Source organism: Jannaschia sp. S6380, from assembly GCF_023015695.1.
Taxonomy (GTDB): Bacteria; Pseudomonadota; Alphaproteobacteria; order Rhodobacterales; family Rhodobacteraceae; genus Jannaschia.
Genome location: NZ_JALKAS010000002.1, coordinates 425,593 through 449,607, shown reverse-complemented (window position 1 = coordinate 449,607; position 24,015 = coordinate 425,593). Strand labels below are relative to the sequence as shown.

Annotated in this window: 23 protein-coding genes; 10 read left to right on the top strand and 13 right to left on the bottom strand. The window is 69.4% G+C overall.

Annotated elements, in window-relative coordinates; genetic code table 11:
- The first annotated feature begins 25 nt into the window (after window positions 1-25).
- Window positions 26-1,249, top strand: coding sequence for a patatin-like phospholipase family protein (locus MWU52_RS15240; RefSeq protein ID WP_246953753.1), 1,224 nt, complete (start codon window positions 26-28; stop codon window positions 1,247-1,249).
- Between the two features lie 10 nt (window positions 1,250-1,259).
- On the top strand, window positions 1,260-2,108 hold the full coding sequence (locus tag MWU52_RS15235; RefSeq protein WP_246953751.1) for an ABC transporter ATP-binding protein: 849 nt from the start codon (window positions 1,260-1,262) through the stop codon (window positions 2,106-2,108).
- Here the strand turns inward: MWU52_RS15235 and MWU52_RS15230 are convergent.
- Window positions 2,078-2,602 carry a GrpB family protein gene (locus tag MWU52_RS15230; protein WP_246953749.1) on the bottom strand — a complete coding sequence of 175 codons (525 nt, stop codon included), beginning with the start codon at window positions 2,600-2,602 and terminating at the stop codon, window positions 2,078-2,080. The genes MWU52_RS15235 and MWU52_RS15230 overlap by 31 nt on opposite strands.
- A 47-nt stretch (window positions 2,603-2,649) precedes the next feature.
- Between MWU52_RS15230 and thpR the strand changes: the two genes are divergently transcribed.
- The 3 genes from thpR to MWU52_RS15215 are packed head-to-tail and all read left to right on the top strand — an operon-like array spanning window position 2,650 to window position 5,437.
- Window positions 2,650-3,195, top strand: a complete 546-nt coding sequence (gene thpR, locus MWU52_RS15225; RefSeq protein WP_246954620.1) for an RNA 2',3'-cyclic phosphodiesterase — start codon at window positions 2,650-2,652, stop codon at window positions 3,193-3,195.
- A 56-nt stretch (window positions 3,196-3,251) separates the two neighbouring features.
- Window positions 3,252-4,253 (top strand): phosphatase domain-containing protein, encoded by a 1,002-nt coding sequence (locus tag MWU52_RS15220; protein ID WP_246953747.1) that lies wholly within the window; start codon window positions 3,252-3,254, stop codon window positions 4,251-4,253.
- Window positions 4,250-5,437 (top strand): AMP-binding protein, encoded by a 1,188-nt coding sequence (locus tag MWU52_RS15215; RefSeq protein WP_246953745.1) that lies wholly within the window; start codon window positions 4,250-4,252, stop codon window positions 5,435-5,437. Before MWU52_RS15220 ends, MWU52_RS15215 begins: the two co-directional genes overlap by 4 nt.
- Window positions 5,438-5,453: 16 nt before the next feature.
- Here the strand turns inward: MWU52_RS15215 and pheT are convergent, their stop codons facing one another.
- From pheT to MWU52_RS15190, 5 genes are read right to left on the bottom strand one after another with little or no spacing between them, the layout of a single operon-like run.
- Entirely contained in the window at window positions 5,454-7,847 is a 2,394-nt protein-coding gene (gene pheT, locus MWU52_RS15210; RefSeq protein ID WP_246953743.1) for a phenylalanine--tRNA ligase subunit beta, read from the bottom strand.
- Between the two features lie 33 nt (window positions 7,848-7,880).
- Entirely contained in the window at window positions 7,881-8,381 is a 501-nt protein-coding gene (locus MWU52_RS15205) for a GNAT family N-acetyltransferase (RefSeq protein ID WP_246953741.1), read from the bottom strand.
- Window positions 8,378-8,848: an MOSC domain-containing protein gene (locus tag MWU52_RS15200; protein ID WP_246953739.1), complete on the bottom strand. Its 471-nt coding sequence runs from the start codon at window positions 8,846-8,848 to the stop codon at window positions 8,378-8,380. The genes MWU52_RS15205 and MWU52_RS15200 overlap by 4 nt, the downstream gene beginning before the upstream one ends.
- On the bottom strand, window positions 8,845-9,303 hold the full coding sequence (locus MWU52_RS15195) for a GAF domain-containing protein (RefSeq protein WP_246953736.1): 459 nt from the start codon (window positions 9,301-9,303) through the stop codon (window positions 8,845-8,847). Before MWU52_RS15195 ends, MWU52_RS15200 begins: the two co-directional genes overlap by 4 nt.
- 50 nt (window positions 9,304-9,353) lie before the next feature.
- Entirely contained in the window at window positions 9,354-10,532 is a 1,179-nt protein-coding gene (locus tag MWU52_RS15190) for an acetyl-CoA C-acyltransferase (protein ID WP_246954618.1), read from the bottom strand.
- A 93-nt stretch (window positions 10,533-10,625) separates the two neighbouring features.
- Between MWU52_RS15190 and MWU52_RS15185 the strand changes: the two genes are divergently transcribed.
- The 3 genes from MWU52_RS15185 to MWU52_RS15175 all read left to right on the top strand — a co-directional run bounded on the left by MWU52_RS15185 (window position 10,626) and on the right by MWU52_RS15175 (window position 13,119).
- Window positions 10,626-10,964 carry an STAS domain-containing protein gene (locus tag MWU52_RS15185; protein ID WP_246953734.1) on the top strand — a complete coding sequence of 113 codons (339 nt, stop codon included), beginning with the start codon at window positions 10,626-10,628 and terminating at the stop codon, window positions 10,962-10,964.
- The gene (locus MWU52_RS15180; RefSeq protein ID WP_246953732.1) at window positions 10,964-11,416 is read left to right on the top strand and encodes an ATP-binding protein; all 453 of its coding nucleotides are present in this window, start codon (window positions 10,964-10,966) and stop codon (window positions 11,414-11,416) included. Before MWU52_RS15185 ends, MWU52_RS15180 begins: the two co-directional genes overlap by 1 nt.
- 125 nt (window positions 11,417-11,541) lie before the next feature.
- Window positions 11,542-13,119, top strand: coding sequence for a gamma-glutamyltransferase family protein (locus MWU52_RS15175; RefSeq protein WP_246953730.1), 1,578 nt, complete (start codon window positions 11,542-11,544; stop codon window positions 13,117-13,119).
- Between the two features lie 4 nt (window positions 13,120-13,123).
- Here the strand turns inward: MWU52_RS15175 and MWU52_RS15170 are convergent, their stop codons facing one another.
- The 4 genes from MWU52_RS15170 to MWU52_RS15155 all read right to left on the bottom strand — a co-directional run bounded on the left by MWU52_RS15170 (window position 13,124) and on the right by MWU52_RS15155 (window position 17,919).
- A complete protein-coding gene (locus MWU52_RS15170) occupies window positions 13,124-14,299 on the bottom strand; it encodes an acetyl-CoA C-acyltransferase family protein (protein WP_246953728.1) in 1,176 nt (391 codons plus the stop codon).
- A gap of 58 nt (window positions 14,300-14,357) precedes the next feature.
- Window positions 14,358-15,128: a metallophosphoesterase family protein gene (locus tag MWU52_RS15165; protein WP_246953726.1), complete on the bottom strand. Its 771-nt coding sequence runs from the start codon at window positions 15,126-15,128 to the stop codon at window positions 14,358-14,360.
- Complete coding sequence (serA, locus tag MWU52_RS15160; protein ID WP_246953724.1) at window positions 15,125-16,717, bottom strand: phosphoglycerate dehydrogenase; 1,593 nt, start codon at window positions 16,715-16,717, stop codon at window positions 15,125-15,127. Before serA ends, MWU52_RS15165 begins: the two co-directional genes overlap by 4 nt.
- A 68-nt stretch (window positions 16,718-16,785) precedes the next feature.
- Window positions 16,786-17,919, bottom strand: coding sequence for a phosphoserine transaminase (locus tag MWU52_RS15155; protein WP_246953722.1), 1,134 nt, complete (start codon window positions 17,917-17,919; stop codon window positions 16,786-16,788).
- 148 nt (window positions 17,920-18,067) lie between these two features.
- Here MWU52_RS15155 and serB point away from each other — a divergent pair, with 148 nt between their 5' ends.
- Window positions 18,068-18,943, top strand: coding sequence for a phosphoserine phosphatase SerB (serB, locus tag MWU52_RS15150; protein ID WP_246953720.1), 876 nt, complete (start codon window positions 18,068-18,070; stop codon window positions 18,941-18,943).
- A gap of 43 nt (window positions 18,944-18,986) precedes the next feature.
- On the opposite strand, the gene rlmN is transcribed toward serB, so the two are convergent.
- Together rlmN and MWU52_RS15140 are read right to left on the bottom strand one after the other, a co-directional pair.
- Window positions 18,987-20,165 carry a 23S rRNA (adenine(2503)-C(2))-methyltransferase RlmN gene (gene rlmN, locus MWU52_RS15145; protein WP_246953718.1) on the bottom strand — a complete coding sequence of 393 codons (1,179 nt, stop codon included), beginning with the start codon at window positions 20,163-20,165 and terminating at the stop codon, window positions 18,987-18,989.
- Between the two features lie 66 nt (window positions 20,166-20,231).
- Window positions 20,232-20,753 (bottom strand): invasion associated locus B family protein, encoded by a 522-nt coding sequence (locus tag MWU52_RS15140; RefSeq protein WP_246953716.1) that lies wholly within the window; start codon window positions 20,751-20,753, stop codon window positions 20,232-20,234.
- Window positions 20,754-20,913: 160 nt separating this feature from the next.
- On the opposite strand from MWU52_RS15140, the gene MWU52_RS15135 reads away from it, so the two are divergent.
- Window positions 20,914-21,909 carry an asparaginase gene (locus MWU52_RS15135; RefSeq protein WP_246953714.1) on the top strand — a complete coding sequence of 332 codons (996 nt, stop codon included), beginning with the start codon at window positions 20,914-20,916 and terminating at the stop codon, window positions 21,907-21,909.
- On the opposite strand, the gene MWU52_RS15130 is transcribed toward MWU52_RS15135, so the two are convergent.
- Window positions 21,878-23,965: an ATP-binding protein gene (locus tag MWU52_RS15130; protein WP_246953712.1), complete on the bottom strand. Its 2,088-nt coding sequence runs from the start codon at window positions 23,963-23,965 to the stop codon at window positions 21,878-21,880. The genes MWU52_RS15135 and MWU52_RS15130 overlap by 32 nt on opposite strands.
- Between the last annotated feature and the right edge of the window lie 50 nt (window positions 23,966-24,015).

Here is a 24,015-nt window from a genome sequence, read left to right as displayed (position 1 = left end):
CCCCGCCCCTTCGCCGGATCCGTCCATGCGCCAGCCCTCCATTCCCCGGATCGCAGCCCTGTTGGCCCTGACCGCGGTGCTGGCCGGCTGCGGGCTGACGCGACCGGCGGACCTGTCCTGCCCGGCCCTGGTACGCGACGGTGCCGCGACCACGAAATCGTCCCAGGGCGACGCCACACCGACCCAGCCCGACGCGCCGCCCGGCCCTTCGATGATGGAACGCACCGAGGTCGTGATCGAGGACGCCATCCGGGCCGAGGTTGCGCGCGCCGCGCCCCGCGAACGCGTGACCCTGCAGGTGGTCACCCTGTCGGCCGGCGGTCAGTACGGGGCCTTCGGCGCCGGGTTCCTGACCGGCTGGTCCGACAATCCGGCCGCCCCGCGCCCCGACTTCAATCTCGTCACCGGGGTCAGCGCCGGCGCGATGATGGCGCCCGCCGTCTTCGCCGGGTCCCGGTTCGACCCGCTGCTGGAGCAATATGCCGGGCTCGGCGCCGACGACGTGCTGACGCGCCGCCCGCTCTTCACGCTGCTGCGCGCGCCCTCCATCGCGTCGCCCGCCCCGCTGGCGCGGTTCCTCGATGCGTCGCTCAGCCCGGGGCTGCTGAACGCCATCGCGCGCGGCCATGCCGACGGGCGAAAGCTGCTGATCGGGGCCACCAATATCGACGACGGCACCGGCGAGGTCTTCAACCTGGGCGCCGCCGCCGATGCGCCCGATGCCGGCCCCTGCCTGCGCGAGGCGATGCTGGCCTCGGCCGCGATTCCCGCGCTGCTGCCGCCGCGCCACATCAACGGCGCGCTCTATGCGGATGGCGGCCTGCGCGCGCATGTCTTCCTGGAAGCGCTGGAAGAGGCCCGCGCCGATGTCAGCCGCGAACGCGACGTGGAGATCGACGTCGAGGCCTATCTGATCGTCAACGGCGCGTTGCTGCCGCCCGAGCCGCCGGTGGCGGACACGCTGCCGGCCTATGCCGTGCGGTCGGTCTCGATCCTGGCGGACGAGGTGCTGCGCGATTCCATCCTGGAGGCCGTCGCCTTCGCCGAGGCGCGGCGCGACTGGCGCCTGCGCGGCATCCGTGCCGAACTGGCGCCCGACATCTGCCCCGGCACCGACCCGGACGCGCTGGGCGGCTTCGACGCCTGCCTGACGGCGGCCCTGTTCGAACACGGCCGAACGGTCGGCCGCACCGATCCGATCCCATGGCTGGATGCGGGCGAACTGCGCGCCCTGGCCGAGGAATTCTGAGGAGAAACGCATGCTGGACCAGACCACGCCAGACCCCACCGTCGAGCCGGAGGCCGAGGATGCCCTCCTCGAGGTCAACAATATCGAGGTGATCTACAACCACGTCATCCTCGTGCTGAAAGGCGTCAGCCTATCGGTCCCGAAGGGCGGGATCACCGCGCTTCTGGGCGGCAATGGCGCCGGCAAGACCACGACGCTCAAGGCGATCTCGAACCTTCTGCGGTCGGAGCGGGGCGACGTCACCAAGGGCTCCATCGTCTATCAGGGCGAGCGCATCCAGAACCTGTCGCCCGCCGACCTGGTGCAACGCGGGGTGGTGCAGGTCATGGAGGGCCGCCATTGCTTCGAGCACCTGACCATCGAGGAAAACCTGCTGACCGGCGCCTATACCCGCCGCGACGGATCGAAGGCCACCGCCGACGACCTCGAGATGGTCTACGACTATTTCCCCCGCCTGCGCGAGCGCCGGAAGTCGCAGGCCGGCTACACCTCCGGCGGGGAGCAGCAGATGTGCGCCATTGGCCGCGCGATGATGGCCCGGCCCGAGATGATCCTGCTGGATGAGCCGTCGATGGGCCTGGCCCCGCAGCTGGTGGAGCAGATCTTCGACATCGTGAAGCGCCTGAACGAGGAACAGGGCGTGACCTTCCTGCTGGCCGAGCAGAACACCAACGTCGCGCTGCGCTTCGCGCATTACGGCTACATCCTCGAATCCGGCCGCGTGGTCATGGACGGCCCCGCGGCCGAGCTGCGCGAGAACCCGGACGTGAAGGAATTCTACCTCGGCATGTCCGACGAGGGCCGGAAGTCGTTCCGCGACGTGCGCTCCTATCGTCGGCGCAAGCGGTGGCTGTCGTGAGTGGCCGCCCAATCCAGCGCCTCGGCCTCGGCTGCGCGCACGAAGGCATCCTTGTCGGCGACGTAATCCGCGCGGGTCCGTCCGGGCCGCGCCGCCAAGGCCAGTTTGTGCGCACCATAGGCCGCTGCACGGTCGGGAAAGGCGCGCAGCCAGTCGCGGAAGGCCAAATGACGGTGAATGGCAGGCGCGCCTTCGGGCCAGAGGTGCAGGTGTACCAGCCGGCGCGGCCCGTCCATCAGGCGCAGGAAGCGGCGACCGGGCAGACCGCTCTCGCCCCGGTCATCGTAGCTCAGCCGCGTCAGTGCCGGGACGGCCTCATCGACGGCCATGGCATCCGGCAGGACTCCCAGAATGTCGATCGTCGGCTTGGCCGACAATCCAGGCACGGCGGTGCTGCCGATATGGTGCAGGGTTGGTATGTGTTGGGCAAGCCGCGCAGCCTCGCGAGCGTAGGAACAGGACCAATCAGGGTCGGGCGGGACGACGAGGGACATGCGCCATCCTTGCACAGGGAGCGCCACCGCGCGACCGGCAGCAGGTGATGAGGGCCTTTGTCGGCCTCCCCTTGCCCGAGGCGTGGATCGGCCCGCTGATCCGCGCGCAAGGGCGCATTGCCGGCGGACGAAAGGTAGATGCCGACGACCTGCACCTGACGCTGGCTTTCCTCGACGAGCAGCCCGAGGCGCGGCTGGAGGCGCTGCATCAGGATCTCGAGGCGCGCGCGCTTCCGGCCGGCGATCTGCATCCCCTGACCTACGCCGCGCTCGGCTCCGGCCGGCCACGCGCCGTCGTCCTCGACCTTGCGACCGATCCGGGGCTCACCGCGCTGCGTGACGCCGTGCGTTCCGCCTGCCGCGCCGCGGGGATCGACCTGCCGCGCGAGCGGTTCCGGCCGCATGTCACCCTCGTGCGGTTCTCCTCCACCGCGCCCGGCGATGCCGACCGCCTGCCCGACACGCTCCGGCGGCTCAACCCGCCGGACCTGGGGGTGGCCCGCGCAACGGGCGCCGTCCTTTGGTCATCGCAGCTCCGCCCCGACGGCCCCATCTATGAGGCCCTGGCCAGCTACCCGGTGCGCGCGGCATGACCGGAAACCCTGTCCCGCCTCGCCCGTTGTCCCCCGGACAGTCTTCGGAGGCCCTCATGTTCAGGACCCTGGCGCTGCGCATCGCACGCGCAGTCGAACCCTTGCTGGAGCGTATCGGCGCCCGGCGCGACGCCGACCCGGTGCTGGAAGCCTATTGCGGGTATGCCACGCCGGGCGGCCTGATCCTGCGCGGGCGCGTCCTGACCCATCTGCGGCAGGCCGAACCCGACCCGCGCCAATCGAAGTGGGTGAACCTGCGGCAGATGCTGTCGCTTTTCGTGACCGACGAGGTCGCGGGCGTCGCGGTGGCGGGCGGCGGCGCGCGCACCGTCAGCGATGCCGAAGGTTACGTCACGCTGGAGGTCCCGGTCGATGCCGCCGATTTCGCTGCCGGCACGCCATGGGCCGGCGTGCCCGTCCGGATCGAGGACGACCCGGCCACCGAACTCGCCTTTCCCGTCCGCCTGGCCACCGACCGCGCGGATTGGATCGTCATCTCCGACGTCGACGACACGATGATCGAGACCGGGGCCCACAGCCTGGCGCGGAACCTGTGGACAACCTTCACAGGTTCCGCGCTGACGCGGCAGGTCCATGCCGATGCCCGCGCCCTGATGCAGCGATTGGTCGACGGCGACCGCAACCCGGTCTTCTACGTCTCGTCCAGCCCATGGAACCTGCACCGCTTCCTCGAAGGGCTGTTCGCCCGCCACGACATCCCGCGCGGCCCGATGTTCCTGCGTGATCTCGGCGTCACCGACGAAGGCGTGGGCCAGGGTCACGGCACCCACAAGGGCGCGGCCATCGACGTCATCCTGGCGGCCAACCCGGGGCTGGATGCCTGGCTTCTCGGCGACAGCGGCCAGAAGGACGCACAGGTCTATCGCGACGCGGTGCGCCGCCATCCGGGGCGCATCCGCGGCGTCGCCCTGCGCGAACCCGCACCCGGCACGGGCGCCGACGACGCCGCCGCCATCGCCGCCATCCAAGCCGAGGGCGTGCCCTGCCATCACGGACCGTCCTTCGACGGCGCCATGCGACATTGGGGACTGGAATGAGCCATTACGACGCCCTGGAGACCCGATCGGCCGACGAACGCGCCGAGGCCCAGCTCAAGGCGCTGAACGCGCAGCTGGCGCAGGTCAGCGCGACGCCCGACGGGCCATTGGCACGCGATCGGCTGGACGACCTGTCGGAGCTCTCGAACCTGCCCGTCCTGCGCAAGTCGCAGCTGGCCGAATGGCAGGCCGCGCAGCGCCCGTTCGGGGGGATCCGCGTCTCGAACGTGGCCCATATCTTCCAGAGCCCCGGCCCCATCTACGAGCCGGGCGGTATCAGCCATGACTGGTGGCGGATGGGGCGGTTCCTGCATGCCTGCGGTATCGGGACCACGGATATCGTGCAGAACTGCTTCGGCTATCACCTGACCCCCGCCGGCATGATCTTCGAGAGCGGGGCGCGCGCCGTGGGGGCGGTCGTGCTGCCGGCAGGCACCGGGCAGACCGACCTGCAGGTCCGCGCCGCCGCCGATATCGGCACGACCGCCTATGCCGGCACGCCGGACTATCTGAAGGTCATCCTCGACCGGGCCGACGAGATGGGCGAACGGCTGGGCATCGTCCGCGCCGCCGTCGGGGGCGGCGCGCTGTTCCCGTCGCTGCGCCAGGAATACGCGGACCGCGGCATCGCCTGCCTGCAATGCTACGCCACCGCCGATCTGGGCAACATCGCCTACGAATCCGACGCGCAGGAGGGGATGATCGTCGACGAAGGCGTCATCGTCGAGATCGTCCGCCCGGGCACCGGCGGCCCGGTCCCCCCGGGCGAGGTGGGGGAGGTCGTCGTCACCGCGCTGAACTCCGACTATCCGCTGATCCGCTTCGCCACGGGCGACCTGTCCGCCGTGATGGAGGGCACATCGCCCTGCGGCCGCACCAACATGCGCATCAAGGGCTGGATGGGCCGCGCCGATCAGACGGCCAAGATAAAGGGCATGTTCGTGCGCCCCGAACAGGTCGCCGACCTGGTCGCCCGCCATGACGAGATCCGCGCCGCCCGCGTGATCGTCACCCGCGAGGGCGAGATGGACGCGATGGAGGTCCAGATCGCGGCAGATGGCGGTGACGAAGCGGCATGGGCCGACAGCGTGGCGCAACTTCTCAAGCTGCGCGGCAGGGTGGCGCGGGTGGACGACCTGCCCAATGACGGCAAGGTGATCGACGACCGGCGCGACTACGGCTGACGGAACGCCGCGCGGCCTAGCCGCGCAGCTCGCCCCCCGTGGCCTTGGTAACCTTCTCGACCACCTTGGCGGCGACCGCCTCGATCTCGGCGTCGGTCAGCGTCGCCTTCGTCGGCTGCAGGCGCACAGACAGGGCCAGCGACTTGCGCCCCTCGCCCAGGGTCCCGCCGACGAACTCGTCGAAGACGCGCACGTCCGCGATCAGCGCCTTGTCAGCACCGCGCGCGGCGTTCACCACGGCCTGCGCCTCGACTTGCGCATCCACCACGAATGCGAAATCGCGCTCCACCATCTGCAGGTCCGAAAGGGCCAGCGCGCCGCGTGTGGCCCCCGCCGACTTGGCGAAGGGAACTTCGGCCGGCCAGATGGTGAAGCCCACCGCCGGCCCCTTGACGCCCATCGCACGCAAGATCCGGGGATGGATTTCGCCGAACACGGCCAGCACCTTCTTCGGCCCGAGGCAGATCTTGCCCGACCGCCCCGGATGCCACCAATCCGCCACGCCGCGCATCACCTGGGCCGAGGCCGGCGCACCGATGGCGGCCAGCACCGCCTCGGCATCCGCGCGGGCGTCGAACACGTCGACCGGTCGACGGTCGCCATGGACGGAGCGGGGCCCCGTGTGCCCCGTCAGAAGGCCGGTCAGCAGCAGATGCTGTTCGCCCGGCTCGCCGCCGTGAAAGGCGGCGCCCAGTTCGAACAGGGCCAAATCGCCCATTCCCCGCGCCTGATTGCGCGCGGCCGCCTGCAAAAGGCCCGGCAGCAACGCCGGCCGCATGTGGCTCAGATCGGAGGAAATCGGGTTCTCCAGCCGTGTCGCGTCCGTCCCGCCGCCGAACAGCGCCGCCGAGGTCGCGTCGATGAACGAATACGTCACGCATTCGTCGTAGCCCAGGGCCGCCGCCGTCCGCCGCGCCATCCGCTCGCGTTGTTGCATCGGCGTCAGGACCGGGCGCAGAACCTGCGCCGGGCGCGCCATCGGCTTGCCCTCCAGCCTGGTCAGCGACGCGATCCGCGCCACCTCCTCGACCAGGTCGGCCTCGCCCTGCACGTCCGGCCGCCAGGACGGCACATGCGCCATGTCGCCGTCCAACCGGAAGCCCAGCGCCGCCAGCGTTGCGCGCTGCTCCTCGGCCGGGATCGACATGCCCACCAGGCTCTCGACCCGGTCGGTGTCCAGGCGGTAGGCCCGCGACGTATCGGGCACCGCGCCCGCCACGACCATCGCCGACGCCTCGCCGCCCGCATGGGCCAGGATCATCGCCGTCGCATGGTCCAGCCCCTCGGGCGTGAACGCCGGGTCCACCCCCCGCTCGAACCGGTAGCGCGCGTCCGAATTGATCTTCAGCGCACGGCCTGTCATCGCGATCTGCACCGGATTCCAATAGGCCGATTCCACCAGCACGTTGACGGTGCCCGCGGTCACGCCCGAATGCGCGCCGCCCATGATGCCCGCGATGCTCTCGACCCCGGACGCATCGCTGATGACCATCGCGCCTTCGGGCAACGTGTAGTCCTTGTCGTCCAGCGCCGTGATCGTCTCGCCGCCCGCCGCGCGATGCACCCGCAGGTCGCCCTGCACCACATCCGCGTCGAACACATGCAGCGGCCGGTTCAGGTCGTAGGTGAACCAGTTCGTCACATCCACCAGGAAGCTGATCGGCCTGAGGCCAATGGCGCGCAACCGATCCTGCAGCCAATCCGGGCTCGGCCCGTTCGTCGCGCCCCGGATCATGCGCAGCGCGAAGACCGGGCAGCCGTCCCGCGTGTCGTCGTCGATGGTCACGTCCACCGGGCAATCGAACCCGCCTTCGATCACCGGACTCTCCAATGGCTTCAGCGTGCCCAACCCCCGCGCGGCCAGGTCCCGCGCAATCCCCCGCACGCCCAGCGCATCGGGCCGGTTCGGCGTGATCGCGATCTCGATAACGGGGTCCACCTTGGCGGGATCATGCTCGGCCAGCCAGTCCGTGAACCGCTGCCCCACCTCGCCCGAGGGCAACTCGATGATGCCGTCATGCTCCTCCGACAGCTCCATCTCGCGCTCGGACGCCATCATCCCGAAGCTCTCGATCCCACGGATCTTGCCCACGCCGATGGTGGTGTCGATGCCGGGCACGTAGACGCCGGGCTTCGCCACCACGACGTTGATCCCCGCCCGCGCATTCGGCGCGCCGCAGATGATCTGCTTCACGCCCTCGTCCGTCTCCACCTGGCAGACGCGCAGCCGGTCGGCATCGGGGTGCTTCTCCGCCGACTTGACGTGACCGATGGTGAAGTCGCGCAGCTTCGCCGCCCGATCCTCGACCCCCTCGACCTCCAGCCCCAGATCGGTCAGCGCCTCGGCGATCTCCGCGACGGTCGCATCGGTGTCGAGATGGCGTTTCAGCCAGGAAAGGGTGAACTTCATGGTCGGGCGTCCCGTGATCGGTTTCCCGCCCGCCTACCCCATCCCGTCCGGGGTTTGAAGATCGAAGCCGATGCGCCGCGCCCGCACCGTGCGACCGACCATGACGTCCTCCACCGACCCCTCGTCCAAGCCACCATTCGCCAAGTAGAAAGCAAGCGCCCGCGGGTTCGACTCCAGCACCGTCAGATAGGCGCGCGCGAACCCCGCCGCGCGCAGCGCGACCCTGATCGCGGCCAGAAGTTTGGCCCCGGTTCCGCCCCCCCGCAGATCGGGGCGCACATGCAGGTTGTCGATCAGCGGCGGATCCCGGTCGCAGAGCGCGCAGACGAACCCCGTCAGTTCGTCATCCGTAAATGCCACGAGCGTAACCTCCGGCGGCGCGAATGTCCGCGCGGCCCATTTCGCGTCCATGTCGGCGGGCAGCCCGTCGCGCAGATAGGCCACGGGCAACTCGGCCGTATAGGCATCCCGCCACGACGCCAGATGCAGGTCGCGGATCGCCTGCCGGTCCGCGACCGTCGCACGGCGGATCACGGCGTCGCCTCCGGCGCCACCGCGCAGCCGAGGGCGATCTCGCCAGGCGACAGCACCTCCGCGCACCAGCCGCCGTGGTGGCGGACGGCGGAATAGCCGCCCCGGCCCAAGGTCTCCTCCATCCTCGAACAGGGCGCGCAAGGTCCAGTCAGGCGCAGCATTGCGCCGCCGATCCGCACCGCCCGGCCCTTCAACGCGGCGAGGTTGATCCCCGACACGACCAGGTTCCGCCGCAGCGCGCCTTCGGTGACGGCGCGACCGCAAAGCGCCGCGATCACCGGCAGATGTTCAGCCTGGATCAGCGTCACGGCCCGCTTGCCTGGCGCCGCGTGGTCGCCCGCAAGCGTCGGCCCGACCGCCACCCGGTCGAGCGCGACCATCTCAGCCCGTCGCGCCGGTCGCACCCCGATCCAGTCGAGCGTCCCCGCCCGTGCATGCGTCCCCATCAGCGCGCGCAGATAGCTCATCGCCCGAAGGTCGCGGCCAGCAATTTCGTCAGTTCACGCGCGTCCTCCGCGGTGAACGCGTCCGGCCGGTCGCTGTCGATATCGAAGACCGCGATCAGATCGCCGCCCGGCCCGAAGACCGGCAGCACGATCTCCGATCGCGTCGACGACGCGCAGGCGATGTGGCCGGGAAACGCGTCGACATCCGCGACCAGCTGCACCTCTCCGGTTCGCGCCGCCGCACCGCAGACGCCCCGCGCGAACGGAATCACCAGGCATCCGTGCCCGCCCTGATACGGCCCGATCTTCATCAACCCCGGCGATACCACGCGATAGAACCCGGTCCAGTCGAACCGGTCGTCGGCGTGATGCACCTCGCAGGCCACGGTCGCCATCAGCGCGATCTCGTCATCCTCCCCTTCGGTCAGGGCGGCGACCGTGCGTTGCAGGGCGGGATAGTCGATGATGGCTCTCATCTTGCCGGAAGTACCTCGAGGAGCGCGGGGGGGGGCTGGCCCGCCCGATGCTACGGGCGCTCGATCGCGATGGCCGTGCCCTCGCCCCCGCCGATGCAGATGGCCGCGATCCCGCGCTTCAGATCCCGCGCCTCCAAGGCGTGAAGCAGTGTCACCATGATCCGCGCGCCCGACGCGCCGATTGGATGGCCCAACGCACAGGCCCCGCCGTTCACATTGACGTTTTCGGGGCTCAGGCCCATCTCGTGCATGAATGCCATCGGCACGACCGCGAAGGCTTCGTTCACCTCCCACAGGTCGACATCCGTGGTCGTCCAGCCCAACGCGTCCATCAGCTTGCGCGCCGCCGGCACCGGCGCGGTCGTGAACAGCCCAGGAGCCTGCGCATGGCTCGCATGGCCAAGGATGCGCGCCCGCACCGGCAACCCTTCGGCCGCGGCCACATCCCCACCGGCCAGCACCAGCGCCGCCGCCCCGTCCGAAATCGAGGAGGAATTCGCGGCGGTCACGGTCCCGTCCTTGCGGAACGCGGGCTTCAGCGTCGGGATCTTGTCGGGCCGCGCCGTGCCCGGCTGCTCGTCCTGCCCGACCGTCACGTCGCCCTTCCGGGTCGCGACGGTATAGGCCGCGACCTCGCCGTCGAACCCGCCCGACGCGATGGCCTCCTGCGCGCGGCTCAGCGACCGCAGCGCGTATTCGTCCTGCGCCTCACGCGTGAACTGATAGGCCTCGGCGCAGTCCTCGGCGAAGGTGCCCATCAGGCGGCCCTTGTCGTAGGCATCCTCCAGCCCGTCCAGGAACATGTGGTCGACCGCCGCCCCATGCCCCAGTCGCGCGCCGCCGCGCATTCCGGGCAGCAGGTACGGCGCGTTCGACATCGATTCCATACCCCCCGCGACCATCACGCCGGTCCGGCCGAGCGCGATCTGGTCATGCGCCATCATCGCGGCCTTCATGCCCGAGCCGCACATCTTGTTGAGCGTCGTGGCGGGCACGTCCTCGGGCAGGCCGGCCTGGAACCCCGCCTGCCGCGCCGGCGCCTGGCCCTGACCGGCCGGCAGGACGCAACCCATCAGGATTTCCTCGACCTGGTCGGCACTGACGCCCGCATCCGACATCGCAGCCGCGATGGCCGCACCGCCCATTTGCGACGCCGTGGCGCCGGACAGTGCCCCTTGGAAGCCGCCCATCGGGGTCCGTTTCGCCCCCGCGATCACCACCTGCTGCATCTCGTCCCCGTTCACGTTTCGGTAAGGCCCAGCCGCTAGCCTGCCACTCTGACGCGCCGCTTTCCAGTGCGCTTGGCCAAGGTGAGGTGACCGATGAAAATCGACAGTGAAATTCGCGGGGACGTCCTGCTGCTGACCTTGGGGGACCCTCGTGTCGACGCAGCGGTGGCGATGGTCTTCAAGGAACGGGTGCGCACGCTGATTCAGGGGTTCGACGGCCGCGTGATGATCGACATGTCCCGCGTGGAATTCCTGGACAGCAGTGGCCTGGGTGCGCTCGTCGCGGTCATGAAGCTGCTCGATAACGACCGCCGGTTGGAGCTCGCGGGCTGCGGTCCGATCGTGCGCAAGGTCCTGACACTGACGCGGATGGACAGTGTCTTCGTGCTGCACGACGCCCCGCCCGCCGGATCGGACCTGGACGCGGCCTGATGGAACGCGAGGTCGGCCCCCCCCCGGCCGAGATGGTGGACACCCGTTTCCCCGCCACGCCGGAGGCGGTCGCCCGCCAGATCGACGCCGTCGCGGCCATCGTGGCCGATCATTCCGATTGCCATGGCCTTCGGTCCGACCTCGCCATCGTATTGGGCGAGGTGCTCAACAACATCGTGGAACATTCCGTCGGTGCGGGTGGCGACGGGTGCATCGGCCTGACCGTCCGCACCCGACACGCATCGCTTCTGGTCGAAACCATCGATCGCGGGCGGCCGTTGCCGCCCCGGCTGCTGACCCACGCGGCCCTGCCGGAAATGGGCGGGGGTATTCCCGATCTGCCCGAAGGCGGGTTCGGCTGGTTCATCATTCATTCGCTTGCGCGCGACATGATGTACGAACGCGACGCCGGGGCCAATCGACTCAGCTTCCGGCTCGACGCGTCGGTCTGACGCCGGGGCTGGGCCACGGGTCGTGTCATACCTCCCGACACCGTCCGATATCGTCTGGCAATCCGGCCTGCCGGCCCTAGGCTTACGGCCGGACCAAGTGGCCCGATGGGCCCGAGCGAGGCATGATGCGCGACTTTCACCGACCTGGCCGATCCCCCGTACTCGCCACGGAAGGAATGTGCGCCACGTCCCACCCGCTGGCGGCGAAGGTGGCGATCGACACATTGTCGCGCGGCGGAAACGCCGTGGATGCCGCGATCGCGGGCGCGATCCTCCTGGGTCTGTGCGAACCGCAGATGACAGGGCTGGGCGGCGATTGCTTCGTGCTGCTCAAACCCGCGGGCGCGGAGGATGTCGTCGCGCTCAACGGGTCGGGCCGTGCGCCGAAGGAGGCCTCGGCCGCACGGCTCCGCGAGATGGGCGAGACGGCGGTTCCCATCGGCTCGGCCGATGCGGTCACCGTGCCCGGTGCCGTCGATGCGTTCTGCGCGCTCTCGGAAAGGCATGGCAGCCTGGGTCTTGCCGACACGCTCGGACCGGTCATTCCCTACTTCGAGACGGGCGTGCCGGTGGCGCCGCGCGTGGCACTCGACTGGCGTGCGGCGGCCGATCGTCTGCAGGGCCACGCGCGCGAGATCTATCTGCCGGGCGGGCGCCCCGTCGAGATCGGCACCCGGTTCGCCCTGCCCGGGCAGGCCGAGGTGCTGCGCCGCATCGCCCGCGACGGGCGCGATGCCTTCTACGAGGGCGAGGTGGCCGAGGACATGGTTCGTTCGCTGACCGCGGCGGGCGGCTGCCAGACCATGGCCGATTTCGCCGCCACCGCGCATGATTGGACGACACCAATTTCCGGGACCTACGGAAATACGGAGCTGCTGGAACACCCGCCCAACGGTCACGGCGCGACGGCGATCCTGATGGCCAATATCCTCGCGCGGTTCGACGTGGCCGCAATGGACCCGTTCGGCGCCGCCCGCACCCATATCGAGGCCGAGGCCGCCAAGCTGGCCTATGACGCGCGCGACAGGTTCCTGGCCGATCCGGACCACGTGACCGACCTAGACCGCATGCTCGACCCCGATGTCGCGGAGCGGCTGGCCGCGCTGATCGATCCGCGTCGCGCCATGGCCGCCGCGGCCCCGCTGACCGAGGCGGTGCACCGTGACACGGTCTATATCACCGTCGTCGACCGCGACCGGATGGCGGTGTCGCTGATCTATTCGATCTTCCACAGCTTCGGCGCCGGTCTCGCATCGGACCGGTTCGGCATCCTGTTCCAGAACCGCGGCGCCGGATTCAACCTTACGCAGGGGCATCCGAACGAGATGGCACCCGGCAAGCGGCCGATGCACACGATCATTCCGGGCATGCTGCGCGAAGAGGGCCGCGTCACCATGCCGTTCGGCGTGATGGGCGGGGCCTATCAGCCCAATGGTCACGTGCGGTTCCTGTCGAACATGACCGATTTCGGAATGGACCCGCAGACGGCGATCGACGCACCGCGCAGCTTCGCCGATGCCGGCGCGCTGAAGCTGGAGGCGGGCTACGGCCCCGATACCCGCGCCGCGCTGGCCGAAATGGGCCATACGATCGAGGTGCCCGACCTGCCCATCGGCGGAGCCCAGGCGATCCGCATCGACGAGAGCGGCTATCTGGAAGGGGCGAGCGATCCGCGCAAGGATGGCTGTGCACTGGGTTACTGACGGATCAGATCCGCTCGATGGCGAGGGCGATGCCTTGGCCGCCGCCGATGCACATCGTGATCAATGCCCGGCGCCCGCCGATCCGCTCCAACTCGTAGAGCGCCTTGACCGTGATGATCGCGCCCGTGGCCCCGACAGGATGCCCCAGCGCGATCGCGCCGCCATTGGGGTTCACGCGCGCCGGGTCGAGACCGAGTTCGCGCGTCACCGCGAGGGCCTGCGACGCGAAGGCTTCGTTCGATTCGATCACGTCGAAATCCTCCGCGTCGAGCCCCGTGCGCGCGAAGAGCTGCCGAACGGCGGGAACCGGCCCGATGCCCATGACCTCAGGCCGCACGCCGGCATGGGCATGGCCCAGGATCCGGGCGCGCGGCGTCAGGCCCGCCCGTTCGGCCGCATCGGCGCGGGCCAGTACCAGAGCGGCCGCGCCGTCGTTGATGCCCGACGCGTTCCCCGCCGTGACGGTCCCGTCCTTCTGAAACACCGCGCGCAGGCCGGCGAGCGCTTCCGCGGTGGTGGCCTTCGGATGCTCGTCGGTGTCGAACGCGACCTCCGTCCGCTTCGCACGGACTGTGACCGGCGCGATTTGGTCGGCGAAACGGCCCGCCGCGATGGCCGCGGCGGCGCGCTCCTGACTGCTCAGGGCGAAGGCGTCCTGATCCTCGCGGGTGATCCCGTGCTCGGCGGCCACGTTCTCGGCGGTGACGCCCATATGGCCGGTGCCGAAGGGGCAGTTCAGCGCCCCCAGCATCATGTCGAGGCCCCGCGCGTCGCCCATCTTCGCGCCCCAGCGGGCATCGGGCAGGATGTAGGGCGCACGCGACATGCACTCCGCCCCGCCGACCAGCGCGAAGTCCGCATCGCCCAGCATCAGGGCCTGCGCACCGGACACGATGGCCTGCACGCCCGAGCCGCAAAGGCGGTTCACGTTCATCGCCGGCGTCGTTTCCGGCACGCCGGCCCGCATCGCGGCGACGCGGCTGAGATACATGTCCCGCGGTTCGGTGTTGATGACGTGGCCGAAGACCGTCGTGCCCACCTGTGCCGGGTCAAGCCCCGCACGGTCGAGAGCGGTGGTCGCGGCCACGGTCGCCAGGTCGATGGGCGGCGTCCCGGCAAGGCTACCCCCGAAGGTGCCGATCGCGGTACGCGCACCGGACAGGATGACGATATCGCTCATGTTGGGCCCTCCAGGTTCCGCATCTCACCGCAGCGGCGCCCGTGGCGCAAGCCGGCCGTCACGGCAGGATCGGTGCCCGTCCCGCATCGGTCAGGCACCACGCCGCGCGCCCGTCGATCAGGGCCGCGGTGACCGGGCGGCCGAACCCGGCCCCGCTGTCGAGGTTCAGCCGATTGTCGCGATGCTCGGGCGCATCCACGGCGGTGTGGCCATGCACCACGAGCGGCCCGTGGTCGCGCGGGTCGAACAGGAACGGCTCACGGATCCAGAGAAGGTCGTCCTCGACCTGTTCGTCCAGCGGCACGCCGGGGCGGAGGCCCGCATGAACGAAGACCTGATCGCCTGCCTCGTGGAACATCCGCGTGCCTTCGAGGAACGCCCGATGCGCGGCCGGGACACGGTCGCGCGCCGCGTCCAGCAACCGCGCGAGATCGGCGTCGTGACCGGGCTCCTGCCCCAGCCTTGACAGCACCTCGTCCCCGGGCACGCGCACGCCGTAGGCCGCGAGCGTCCGACCGCCGCCGAGCGCCGGGTGCAGCCAGGTCTTGCCCGACCTGATCGCCGGATCGGCGACCGTGCCGTCGCGCAGGAACCGCAGGAACCGCAGGAACATGCGGTCGTGGTTGCCGCGCAGGAAAATCCAGTCCCGCCCGGCTTCCGGCCCCGCGATCAGTCGTTCGATCACGGCCCGGCTGTCGGGGCCGCGATCGGTATAGTCGCCCAGGAAAACGACCGGCGCACCCGCTTCGCCCATGGCGTCGATCAGGGCGAGGGCGCGCTCGAGTTCCCCGATCTGGCCGTGCAGGTCGCCGACCGCGTGGATCATCACACGTTGAAACGCAGGGGCGAGACGTTCTGGAACAGCCCCGTCGCGCAAAGCTTGTCGATGACCGACTGCGGCGGCTGTTCGTCGAGATAGAGAAGCGCGATCGCATCCTTGCCCCGATCGGAGCGCCCCAAGGTGAAGTTCGCGATGTTCACGCCGTCCCCGCCCAGCGTCTGGCCCAGCGTGCCGATGATGCCGGGTTCGTCGTGGTTGGTGGTATAGAGCATGTGCGGCCCCACCTCGGCGTCGATGTTGATGCCCTTGATCTGGATGAACCGCGGCTTGCCGTCGCTGAACGCGGTGCCCGCGACGGAGCGTTCGCGCTGCTCGGTCCGGACGACCAGCTTGATGTAGCCGTCGAAGGCACCGGTCTTGTCCTGCCGCGTGGTGGAGATCTCGACGCCCCGCTCGCGCGCGACGACGGGGGCGGACACCATGTTCACGTCGGGGTTCGTGGCCTTCATGACGCCGGCGATGGCCGAGCAGTTCAGCGCCTCGAGGTTCATGTCGGCGACCACGCCGTTATAGACGATCTCGATCGACTTCAGCGGCTCGTCGGTCATTTGGCCCACGAACGCGCCCAGATGCTCGGCGACCTTGACCCAGGGGCCCATCACCTTCGCCTCCTCGGCGGTGACCGACGGCATGTTGAGCGCGTTCGTCACCGCACCGGTGAGCAGGTAATCCGACATCTGCTCGGCCACCTGCAATGCGACGTTCTCCTGCGCCTCGGTCGTGGCGGCGCCCAGATGCGGGGTGACGACGACATTGGGCAGGTTGAACAGCGGACTGTCGGTGGCGGGCTCATGCGCGAACACGTCGAAGGCCGCGCCGGCGACATGGCCGGAGTTCAGCGCATCGGCCAGGGCCGCCTCATCGACCAGGCCGCCGCGGGCACAATTGACGATGCGGACACCGGGCTTCGTCTTGGCGAGGTTGTCGGCCGAAAGGATGTTGCGCGTCTGATCGGTCAGGGGCACATGCAGGGTGATGAAGTCGGCACGTTTCAGCAGGTCGTCCAGCTCCACCTTCTCGACGCCCAGCTTTGTCGCGCGCTCCTCGGAGAGGAACGGGTCGTAGGCCACGACCTTCATCTTCAGCCCGCGCGCCCGCTCGCAGACGATGCCGCCGATGTTGCCGGCGCCCACGACGCCGAGGGTCTTGCCCGAAAGCTCGACTCCCATGAAGCGCGACTTTTCCCACTTGCCGGCATGGGTGGAGGCGTTGGCCTCGGGGATCTGGCGCGCGACCGCGAACATCATCGCGATGGCATGTTCGGCCGTCGTGATCATGTTGCCATAGGGCGTGTTCATCACGATCACGCCACGGCGCGACGCGGCATCCTTGTCGATGTTGTCGGTGCCGATCCCGGCACGGCCGATGACCTTGAGGTTCGGGGCACGCTCCAACAGCTTCTCGGTGACCTTGGTGGCCGACCGGATGGCGAGGCCATCGTAATCGCCGATGACCTGGGCCAGGCGATCCTTATCCTTGCCAAGCCCCGGCTCGAAGGTGACGTCGATGCCGCGGTCGCGGAAGATCTGAACCGCGGCGTCCGACAGGCTGTCGGAGATGAGGACTTTGGGGGCCATGTCAGGCTCCTGTCTTATAAGGGAAAAAGGGGGCGGGGTCCGGCGGCCGGACCCCATGGGTGCTCGGGTCAGGCCGCGCGTTCGGCGTGATAGGCCCATTCAATCCAAGGCAGCAGGGCGGCGACGTCCGACGGCTCCACCGTCGAGCCGCACCAGATGCGCAGGCCGTCGGGCGCGTCGCGATAGGCAGCGATGTCGTATGCCACGCCTTCCGCTTCCAGCCGCTTGGCGACCCGCCTGGCCACGCCGTCGGGCGCGTCGGTGAAGCGCAGGCAGACCGAGGTGGTGGACCGGGTGGCCGGATCGACGGCGAGGTTCGAGATCCAGTCGCGCCCCTCGCAGAAGTCCCAGACGTGGCGCGCGGAGGTCTCGGCCCGGTCGATCATTCCAGACAGGCCAAGCCGCCCGGCCCAACCCAGCGCGTTCAAATAGTCCTCGACGCAGAGCATCGATGGCGTGTTGATCGTCTCGCCCCGGAAAATGCCCTCGATCAGCTTGCCGCCCTTCGTCAGGCGGAAGATCTTCGGCAACGGCCAGGGCGGGGTATAGCTTTCGAGCCGCTCGACGGCGCGGGGCGACAGGATCAGCATGCCATGTGCCCCTTCGCCCCCCAGCACCTTCTGCCAGGAGAAGGTCGTCACATCGAGTTTCGACCAAGGCAGGTCCATCGCGAACGCGGCGGAGGTCGCATCGCACAGCGTCAGCCCCTCGCGGTCGTCGGCGATCCAGTCGGCGTCCGGCACCCGCACGCCAGACGTCGTGCCGTTCCAGGTGAAGCAGATGTCGCGGGCCGGATCGATGTCCAGGTCGGGCAGGTGCCCGTATTCGGCGGTCCGCACGTCGGCATCGAGCCGAAGCTGCTTGACCGCATCCGTGACCCAGCCGGCGCCGAAGCTCTCCCAGGCCAGCATCGTGACGGGTCGCGCGCCCAGCATCGTCCACATCGCGATCTCATAGGCGCCGGTGTCGGAGGCGGGGACGATGCCGATGCGGTAATCGTCGGGCACGCCCAGGATGCCGCGCGTCCGATCGATCGCGGCGGCCAGCCTTGCCTTGCCGACGGCGGCGCGGTGGCTGCGGCCCAGGGGCGCATCGGACAGGTCGGTGAGGGTATAGCCCGGCGGTTTGGCGCAGGGGCCGGAGGAGAAGCGCGGGTTCACGGGTTTCGTGGCGGGGCGCGCGCCCGCTTGGTTCGTCGTCACTGTGCTATCCTTCCAGATAAGCGCCCTTCGTTGGGGAAGGGTGTCCCGCCTGTGTCGGTATTCGCAGCCGAGGGGTCGCGCAAGGGCCATAATGACGCTAGTCCGCAGACAAGGCCGGGACCGTCCGGCGCCGACCGACGGATGCGCCATGTTCACCACGATCCTTACCTGCGACCCCGAAGCCCCAGGGCTGGAGCCGCCGCTGATCGAGGCGCTGCGCAACGGCTGGGGCGGGGGCACGGCGCGGTGGCTGTCGCGCGGGGTCGCGGCGGAGTTCGACCACGAGATGCTGCCCGATACGCTGGATCACGCGCGCGCCGAACTGGACCTGCTGGGCATCGACCTGAACGTCGTGCCCCGGGATGGGCGGCGCAAGCGGCTGCTGCTGGCGGACATGGACAGCACGATGATCCGGCAGGAATGCATCGACGAGCTGGCCGCCGAAGCAGGCGTCGGCGACCGGGTCGCCGCGATCACCGCCAAGGCCATGAACGGCGAGATCGACTTCGAGGGCGCGCTGCGCGAACGCGTGGGCCTTCTGGCCGGGCTGGACGCATCGGTGATCGACCGGGTCCTACGCGACCGGATCACGATGATGCCGGGCGGCGCCACGTTGGTCGCGACGATGAAGGCGAACGGGGCGAAGGCCGCGCTCGTGTCGGGCGGATTCACCGCCTTTACGGAGGTCGTGGCCGCGCGCCTGGGGTTCGACTGGAACCGGGCGAACACGCTGCTGATCGCGGATGGCCGGCTGACCGGCGCGCCGGGCGCGCCGATCCTGGGGCGCGCGGCCAAGGTCGCCGCGCTGGAGGCGTTCGCCGCCGAGATGGGGATCGCGCCCTCAGACGTGATCGCCGTGGGCGACGGGGCGAACGACCTCGGCATGCTGGAGCGCGCGGGCCTGGGCGTGGCGCTACACGCGAAACCCGCCGTGCAGGCCGAGGCGCAATGCCGCGTGAACCACGGCGACCTCACCGCGCTTCTCTACCTGCAGGGCTATCGCATCGACGATTTCGTCGACTGATGCCGCGTCCGGACAAAACGCCGCCCGGCCGGTTTGCCGCCCGCTAAAGCCCCGCCTCCGCGGCGATCTGGGCGCGCGATTTCCGCGACCGTTCCGTCGCCGACTTGAGCTGTCCGCAGGCGGCCATGATATCCTCGCCCCGCGGCGTGCGAATCGGGCTGGCATAGCCCGCCTGCATCAGGATCGTCGCGAAAGCGCGGATACGGTTGTTCGACGACCGCCTGTAGGGCGCACCGGGCCATTCGTTGAACGGAATCAGATTCACCTTGGCCGGAATGCCATCGAGCAGTTCGACAAGCCGGTGCGCGTCCGCGTCGCTGTCGTTCACGCCGTCCAGCATGACGTATTCGAAGGTGATCCGCTCGCTGTTGGTGGCCTTGGGGTACTCGCGCAGCGCGTCCAGCAGCGTTTCGACGTTCCACCGCTTGTTGATCGGCACCAACTTGTCACGAACGGCATCCGTCGTCGCATGAAAGCTGACGGCCAGAAGGCAGCCGATCTCCTCGGCGGTGCGCGCGATCTCGGGGACGACGCCCGAGGTCGACAGCGTGATGCGGCGACGGCCGAGCGCGATCCCCTCGCCGTCCATCACGATCTTCATCGCGTCGCGGACGTTTTCGAAGTTGTAGAGCGGCTCGCCCATCCCCATCAGCACGATGTTCGACAGAAGCCGCGGCCCGTTCTCGCCCGTGCCCTGACCCGGCTCGGGCCATTCGCCCAGGTCGTCGCGCGCCAGCATGACCTGGCCCACGATCTCGCCCGCCGTCAGGTTGCGGACCAGCTTCTGCGTCCCGGTGTGGCAGAACGAACAGGTCAGCGTGCAGCCCACCTGGCTGGAGACGCAAAGCGTGCCGCGTCCCTCCTCCGGGATGTAGACCACCTCGACCTCATGTCCGCCGGCGATGCGGACCAGATATTTGCGCGTGCCGTCGTCGGAGATCTGGCGCGTGACCACCTCGGGCAGTTCGATCACGAAATGCTCCGCCAGCAGGGCGCGGAAATCCTTGGCGAGGTTCGTCATCGCCCCGAAATCGCGCACCCCCCAGTGATACAGCCATTGCCAAAGCTGCCCCGTCCGCATCTTCGCCTGGCGTTCCGGCGTGCCCATCGCGATCAACGCGTCGCGCAACTGCACCCGCGTCAGGCCGATCAGGTTCGGCTTCCCCCCCTCGGGCGCCTTGCGGGGGATCGTGTGGACGTCCTGCGTGATGGGCGCTTGCATCGGGGCCTCCGGAACGGGAACGGGCGCCCCATATAGGGACGCCCGCCGCGAATCACAAATGGCGGATCAGCCGCCGCAGCGCTGTTCGGCATCGGCCACGGCCGCGGTAAAGCCCAGCAGGCTGAACGTGTCCTCGGTCCGGGTGCCGCGGCCCGACTGACCGGAGACCACGGCGCTGGCACCGCGCTTCATCGCGGCGATGATCCGCGCGTCCTCCTCGGGCGAGGCCGCCCAGGCCAACTCGTTATCGGTGAACAGTTCGAACCGGTCGGACCCGATCTCAAGCGTCACGGTCGATCCGTCGGCATAGGGATAGCCGCCGGTCGCGGAGACCTCGCCCTTCTTGTCCGATCCGGGCCAATAGCTGACGAACAGGCGGATATCGCCGCGACGTGCGGCGACCTCGCGTCCGTCGCGCGTGTTGCGGATGGACTTGGGGGCCGAGACGATCCAGCACTGGGTCGGGTTGTCCTCGACGAAGACGGACCAGTCGGTTTCGGTGTTCACGCGGTTGGAGCTGTCCTGCGCGTAAGCGGGCACCGTCAGTGCCAGCGCCAGGATTGCCGTACCGATCGCCTTAGAAATCATCACTGTCTCAGCCTCTGTCGCCTGTTGCGGCCCCGATCGCCCGGTTGGTCCGGGCTTGGCGAACCCGGGTCGCGCGGTTCCCAATATTGCGCCGCAGTGATAGCCCGACGCGAACCCGCTCGGAAAGCCCGTGCGGCAAGTTTTCGCGCATGGAGGACACATGGCCGAGGTGAACGACGGGGCGGTCGATCTGATGCAGGTGGTCCGCGGGGACCGGATCGAATCGGTGCATCGCGGTCATGCGGTCATATGCGACGGATCGGGCGGGATCGTGGAAGCCTGGGGCGACCCGTCGACGGTGATCTATCCGCGTTCGTCCTGCAAGATGATCCAGGCGCTGCCACTTCTGGAGTCGGGCGCCGGGCGCGATCTGGACGACCGGCGCCTGGCCCTGGCCTGCGCATCCCACCAGGGCGCCGAGATCCACACCGGAGAGGTGGCGGCCTGGCTGTCCGACCTGGGCCTGACCGAGAGCGATCTGCGCTGCGGATCGCACATGCCCTATTCGGACGCGGCCAAGGCGGATCTGATCCGCGCAGACGCGGGTCCGTGTCAGCTTCATAACAACTGTTCGGGCAAGCACGCAGGGTTCCTGACCCTGGCGCGCCATCTGGGTGCCGGGCCGGAATATGCCGACCCCGATCACCCCGTCCAACAGGCTGTGCGCCGCGCCTTCGAGGAGGTGACCGGCATGGAAAGCCCCGGCTTCGGGATCGACGGCTGTTCGGCCCCCAACTTCGCCACGCGCCTGGATGCGCTGGGTACCGCGATGGGTCGTTTCGCCGCCGCCCGCGAAGGCGCGGATGCGCGGGCCGACGCGATGGCGCGGCTGACCCGCGCGATGGGCGCGCAGCCGGAACTGGTCGCGGGCGAAGGTCGGGCCTGCACCGATCTGATGCGCGCGATGGATGGGCGCGTCGCGGTCAAGACGGGGGCGGAGGCCGTCTTCGTCGCGATCGTGCCGGAACTGGACCGGGGCATCGCGCTCAAGATCGTCGATGGCGGAACGCGTGCGGCCGAAGGGGTGATCGCCGCGCTGCTTGTCCGTCTGGGCGTCCTTGACGCAGGGGCACCGGTCGCGAAGCGCCTGACCGTGGGGCCGATCCGCAACTGCCGGGATACGGTCACGGGACACTATCGGGTGACGCTGGGCTGAGAGCCGCCGCGACCGCCTCGAGCAGCGCATCCTTGCAAAGTGGCTTGGTCAGATGTGCGGCGAAGCCGGCGTTCCGCAACCGCGTCGTCATCTCGGCGCCGACATGGGCCGTCAGCGCGAGGATCGGAACGGCCGGGCCCGGCAACTCCTGAAGCGCGGCGGCCACCTCAAAGCCGTCGACATCCGGCATTGAGATGTCGAGCACGGCGACATCCGGCCGGGCCCGCCGCGCCGCCGCGATCGCCTCGGCGCCGCCGGCGGCCAGTTCCACCTGGTAAGGGGTGTCCTTCAACATCCGGTCCAGAAGCAGACGGTTCGTCGCATTGTCGTCGGCCAGAAGGATCCGCGGCCGGTCGTCCGGCTCCGCGCCGGCCTGGCGTTCGGCCCCGAAGGCCGAAACGAGATCGGCCCAGGCGAAGGGCGGCGGAAGGATCGCGCCGGCCCGCTCCATCACCTCCGCCGCCGCGTCACCGCCTGGGCCGAGGGCGACCAGCCTCGCCCCGGGTGTCATCTTGGCCAGAACTTGCCGCTGCGCCGTCTCGGGAAGTGCCATTGGCAGCAGGACATGCGCGGCGCCGGCGACGTCGGACGTCACGGCGATGCCCGCTGCCGCGAGCTGCCGACCGATCAGGTCAGCCTGCACCCCCCCGCCGGGCGACAGCGCCAGACGCCGGGGGAAATCGTCCGGGCCTAGGCCGGCCGTCTGAGACGGCAATGGCAGAACCAGCGTGAAGATCGCACCTGAACCCGTGTCCGGCTGCAGGGTCAGCGTTCCGCCCATCCGTTCGGCCAGCCCCCGCGAGATCGTCAGCCCGAGGCCCGTTCCCTCGCGCATCGTATCCTCGGACAGGTCGCCCTGTCCGAATGCCTCGAACACGGCATCGCGATCGCTGTCGGCAATCCCGGGGCCGGTATCCTCGACGGTGATTGCGAATTGGGTCGGATCGGCATCCACCCGGGCCACGCGCAGGACGATCGAGCCGACCTGCGTGAACTTCGCCGCGTTGCCCAGAAGGTTCATCACGATTTGGCGGACACGCCCCGCATCGCCCCGGACCGTGCCCGGCAAGCCGATCGGACAGTCCAGCGCGACGGCGACACCGGGCCGCGCCCCGGCGCCGGCCAACCGCAGGCAGTCGCCCAGCAGCCGCTCCAGATCGAAGGGTGCCTCGCGCAGGGTCAGCCTGTCCGCGTTCAACCGAGACACGTCGAGCGTGTCGTTGACGATGGTCAGCAACGCATCGGCCGAGTCGTGGATCGTCCGCGCAAGCAAGCCGGCCTCCCCTCCGGGCCCCTCGTCGATCAGCATGCGCGTCATGCCGAGGATCCCGTTCATCGGCGTCCGTATCTCGTGGCTCATCCGGGCCAGGAAATCGGCCTTGATCCGCGCCGTCCGTTCGGCCGCGTCGCGCGCATCGATCAACGCGGCCTCGCGCGTGCGATCCTCGGTGACGTCCAGCACCAGCGAGACCACATCGCCGTCCGGCGCCCGCCGGTCCTGAAACCGCAGGATCCGCCCGTCATAATGGTGCAGAATCTGGGGCGGGACGATTTCCGCATGCCAACGGGCGACCTGCGCATGCGCCCAGGCCTCGGGCGAGGCATCGCCGATATCGAAGGCCCCCTCCTCGGCCGCACCGGCGAATATCTCCTGCGCATGGACGCCCGGACCCAGGCCGGACGCCCCGTCGAACAGGCCCAGATAGACATGGTTCGCGGCGACGAGTCGGCCTGACGCGTCGAAGACGGCGAACCCGTCGCGCATCGCCTCCAGCGCATGCCACAGGCGGCGGCGCGCGCGATCGGCGCGCTTGGCGGCCTCCCGTCGCTGCGCCAGCACGCCCTGCTGGCGTTCGGACAGGCGCAGATTCTCTTCCCGTTCCGACAGGTAGCGTCGCGAAAGGCGGTCGGAATTGGCCACGAGCGCCGAATGCGCCTGCGCGAGTTCCCGGCGAACGTGGTCCAGCGTGCGTTCCGCGGCGAGCCTGCGCCGCCGCTCCTCCTGATAGGCGGTCTCGATACCCGATCCGTCCATGCCGTCCTGCGCCCGTTCCACCCCGTCGTGGAGCAGGTTTCGCCGTCGAACGTGAAGATCGGCTTAAGCCC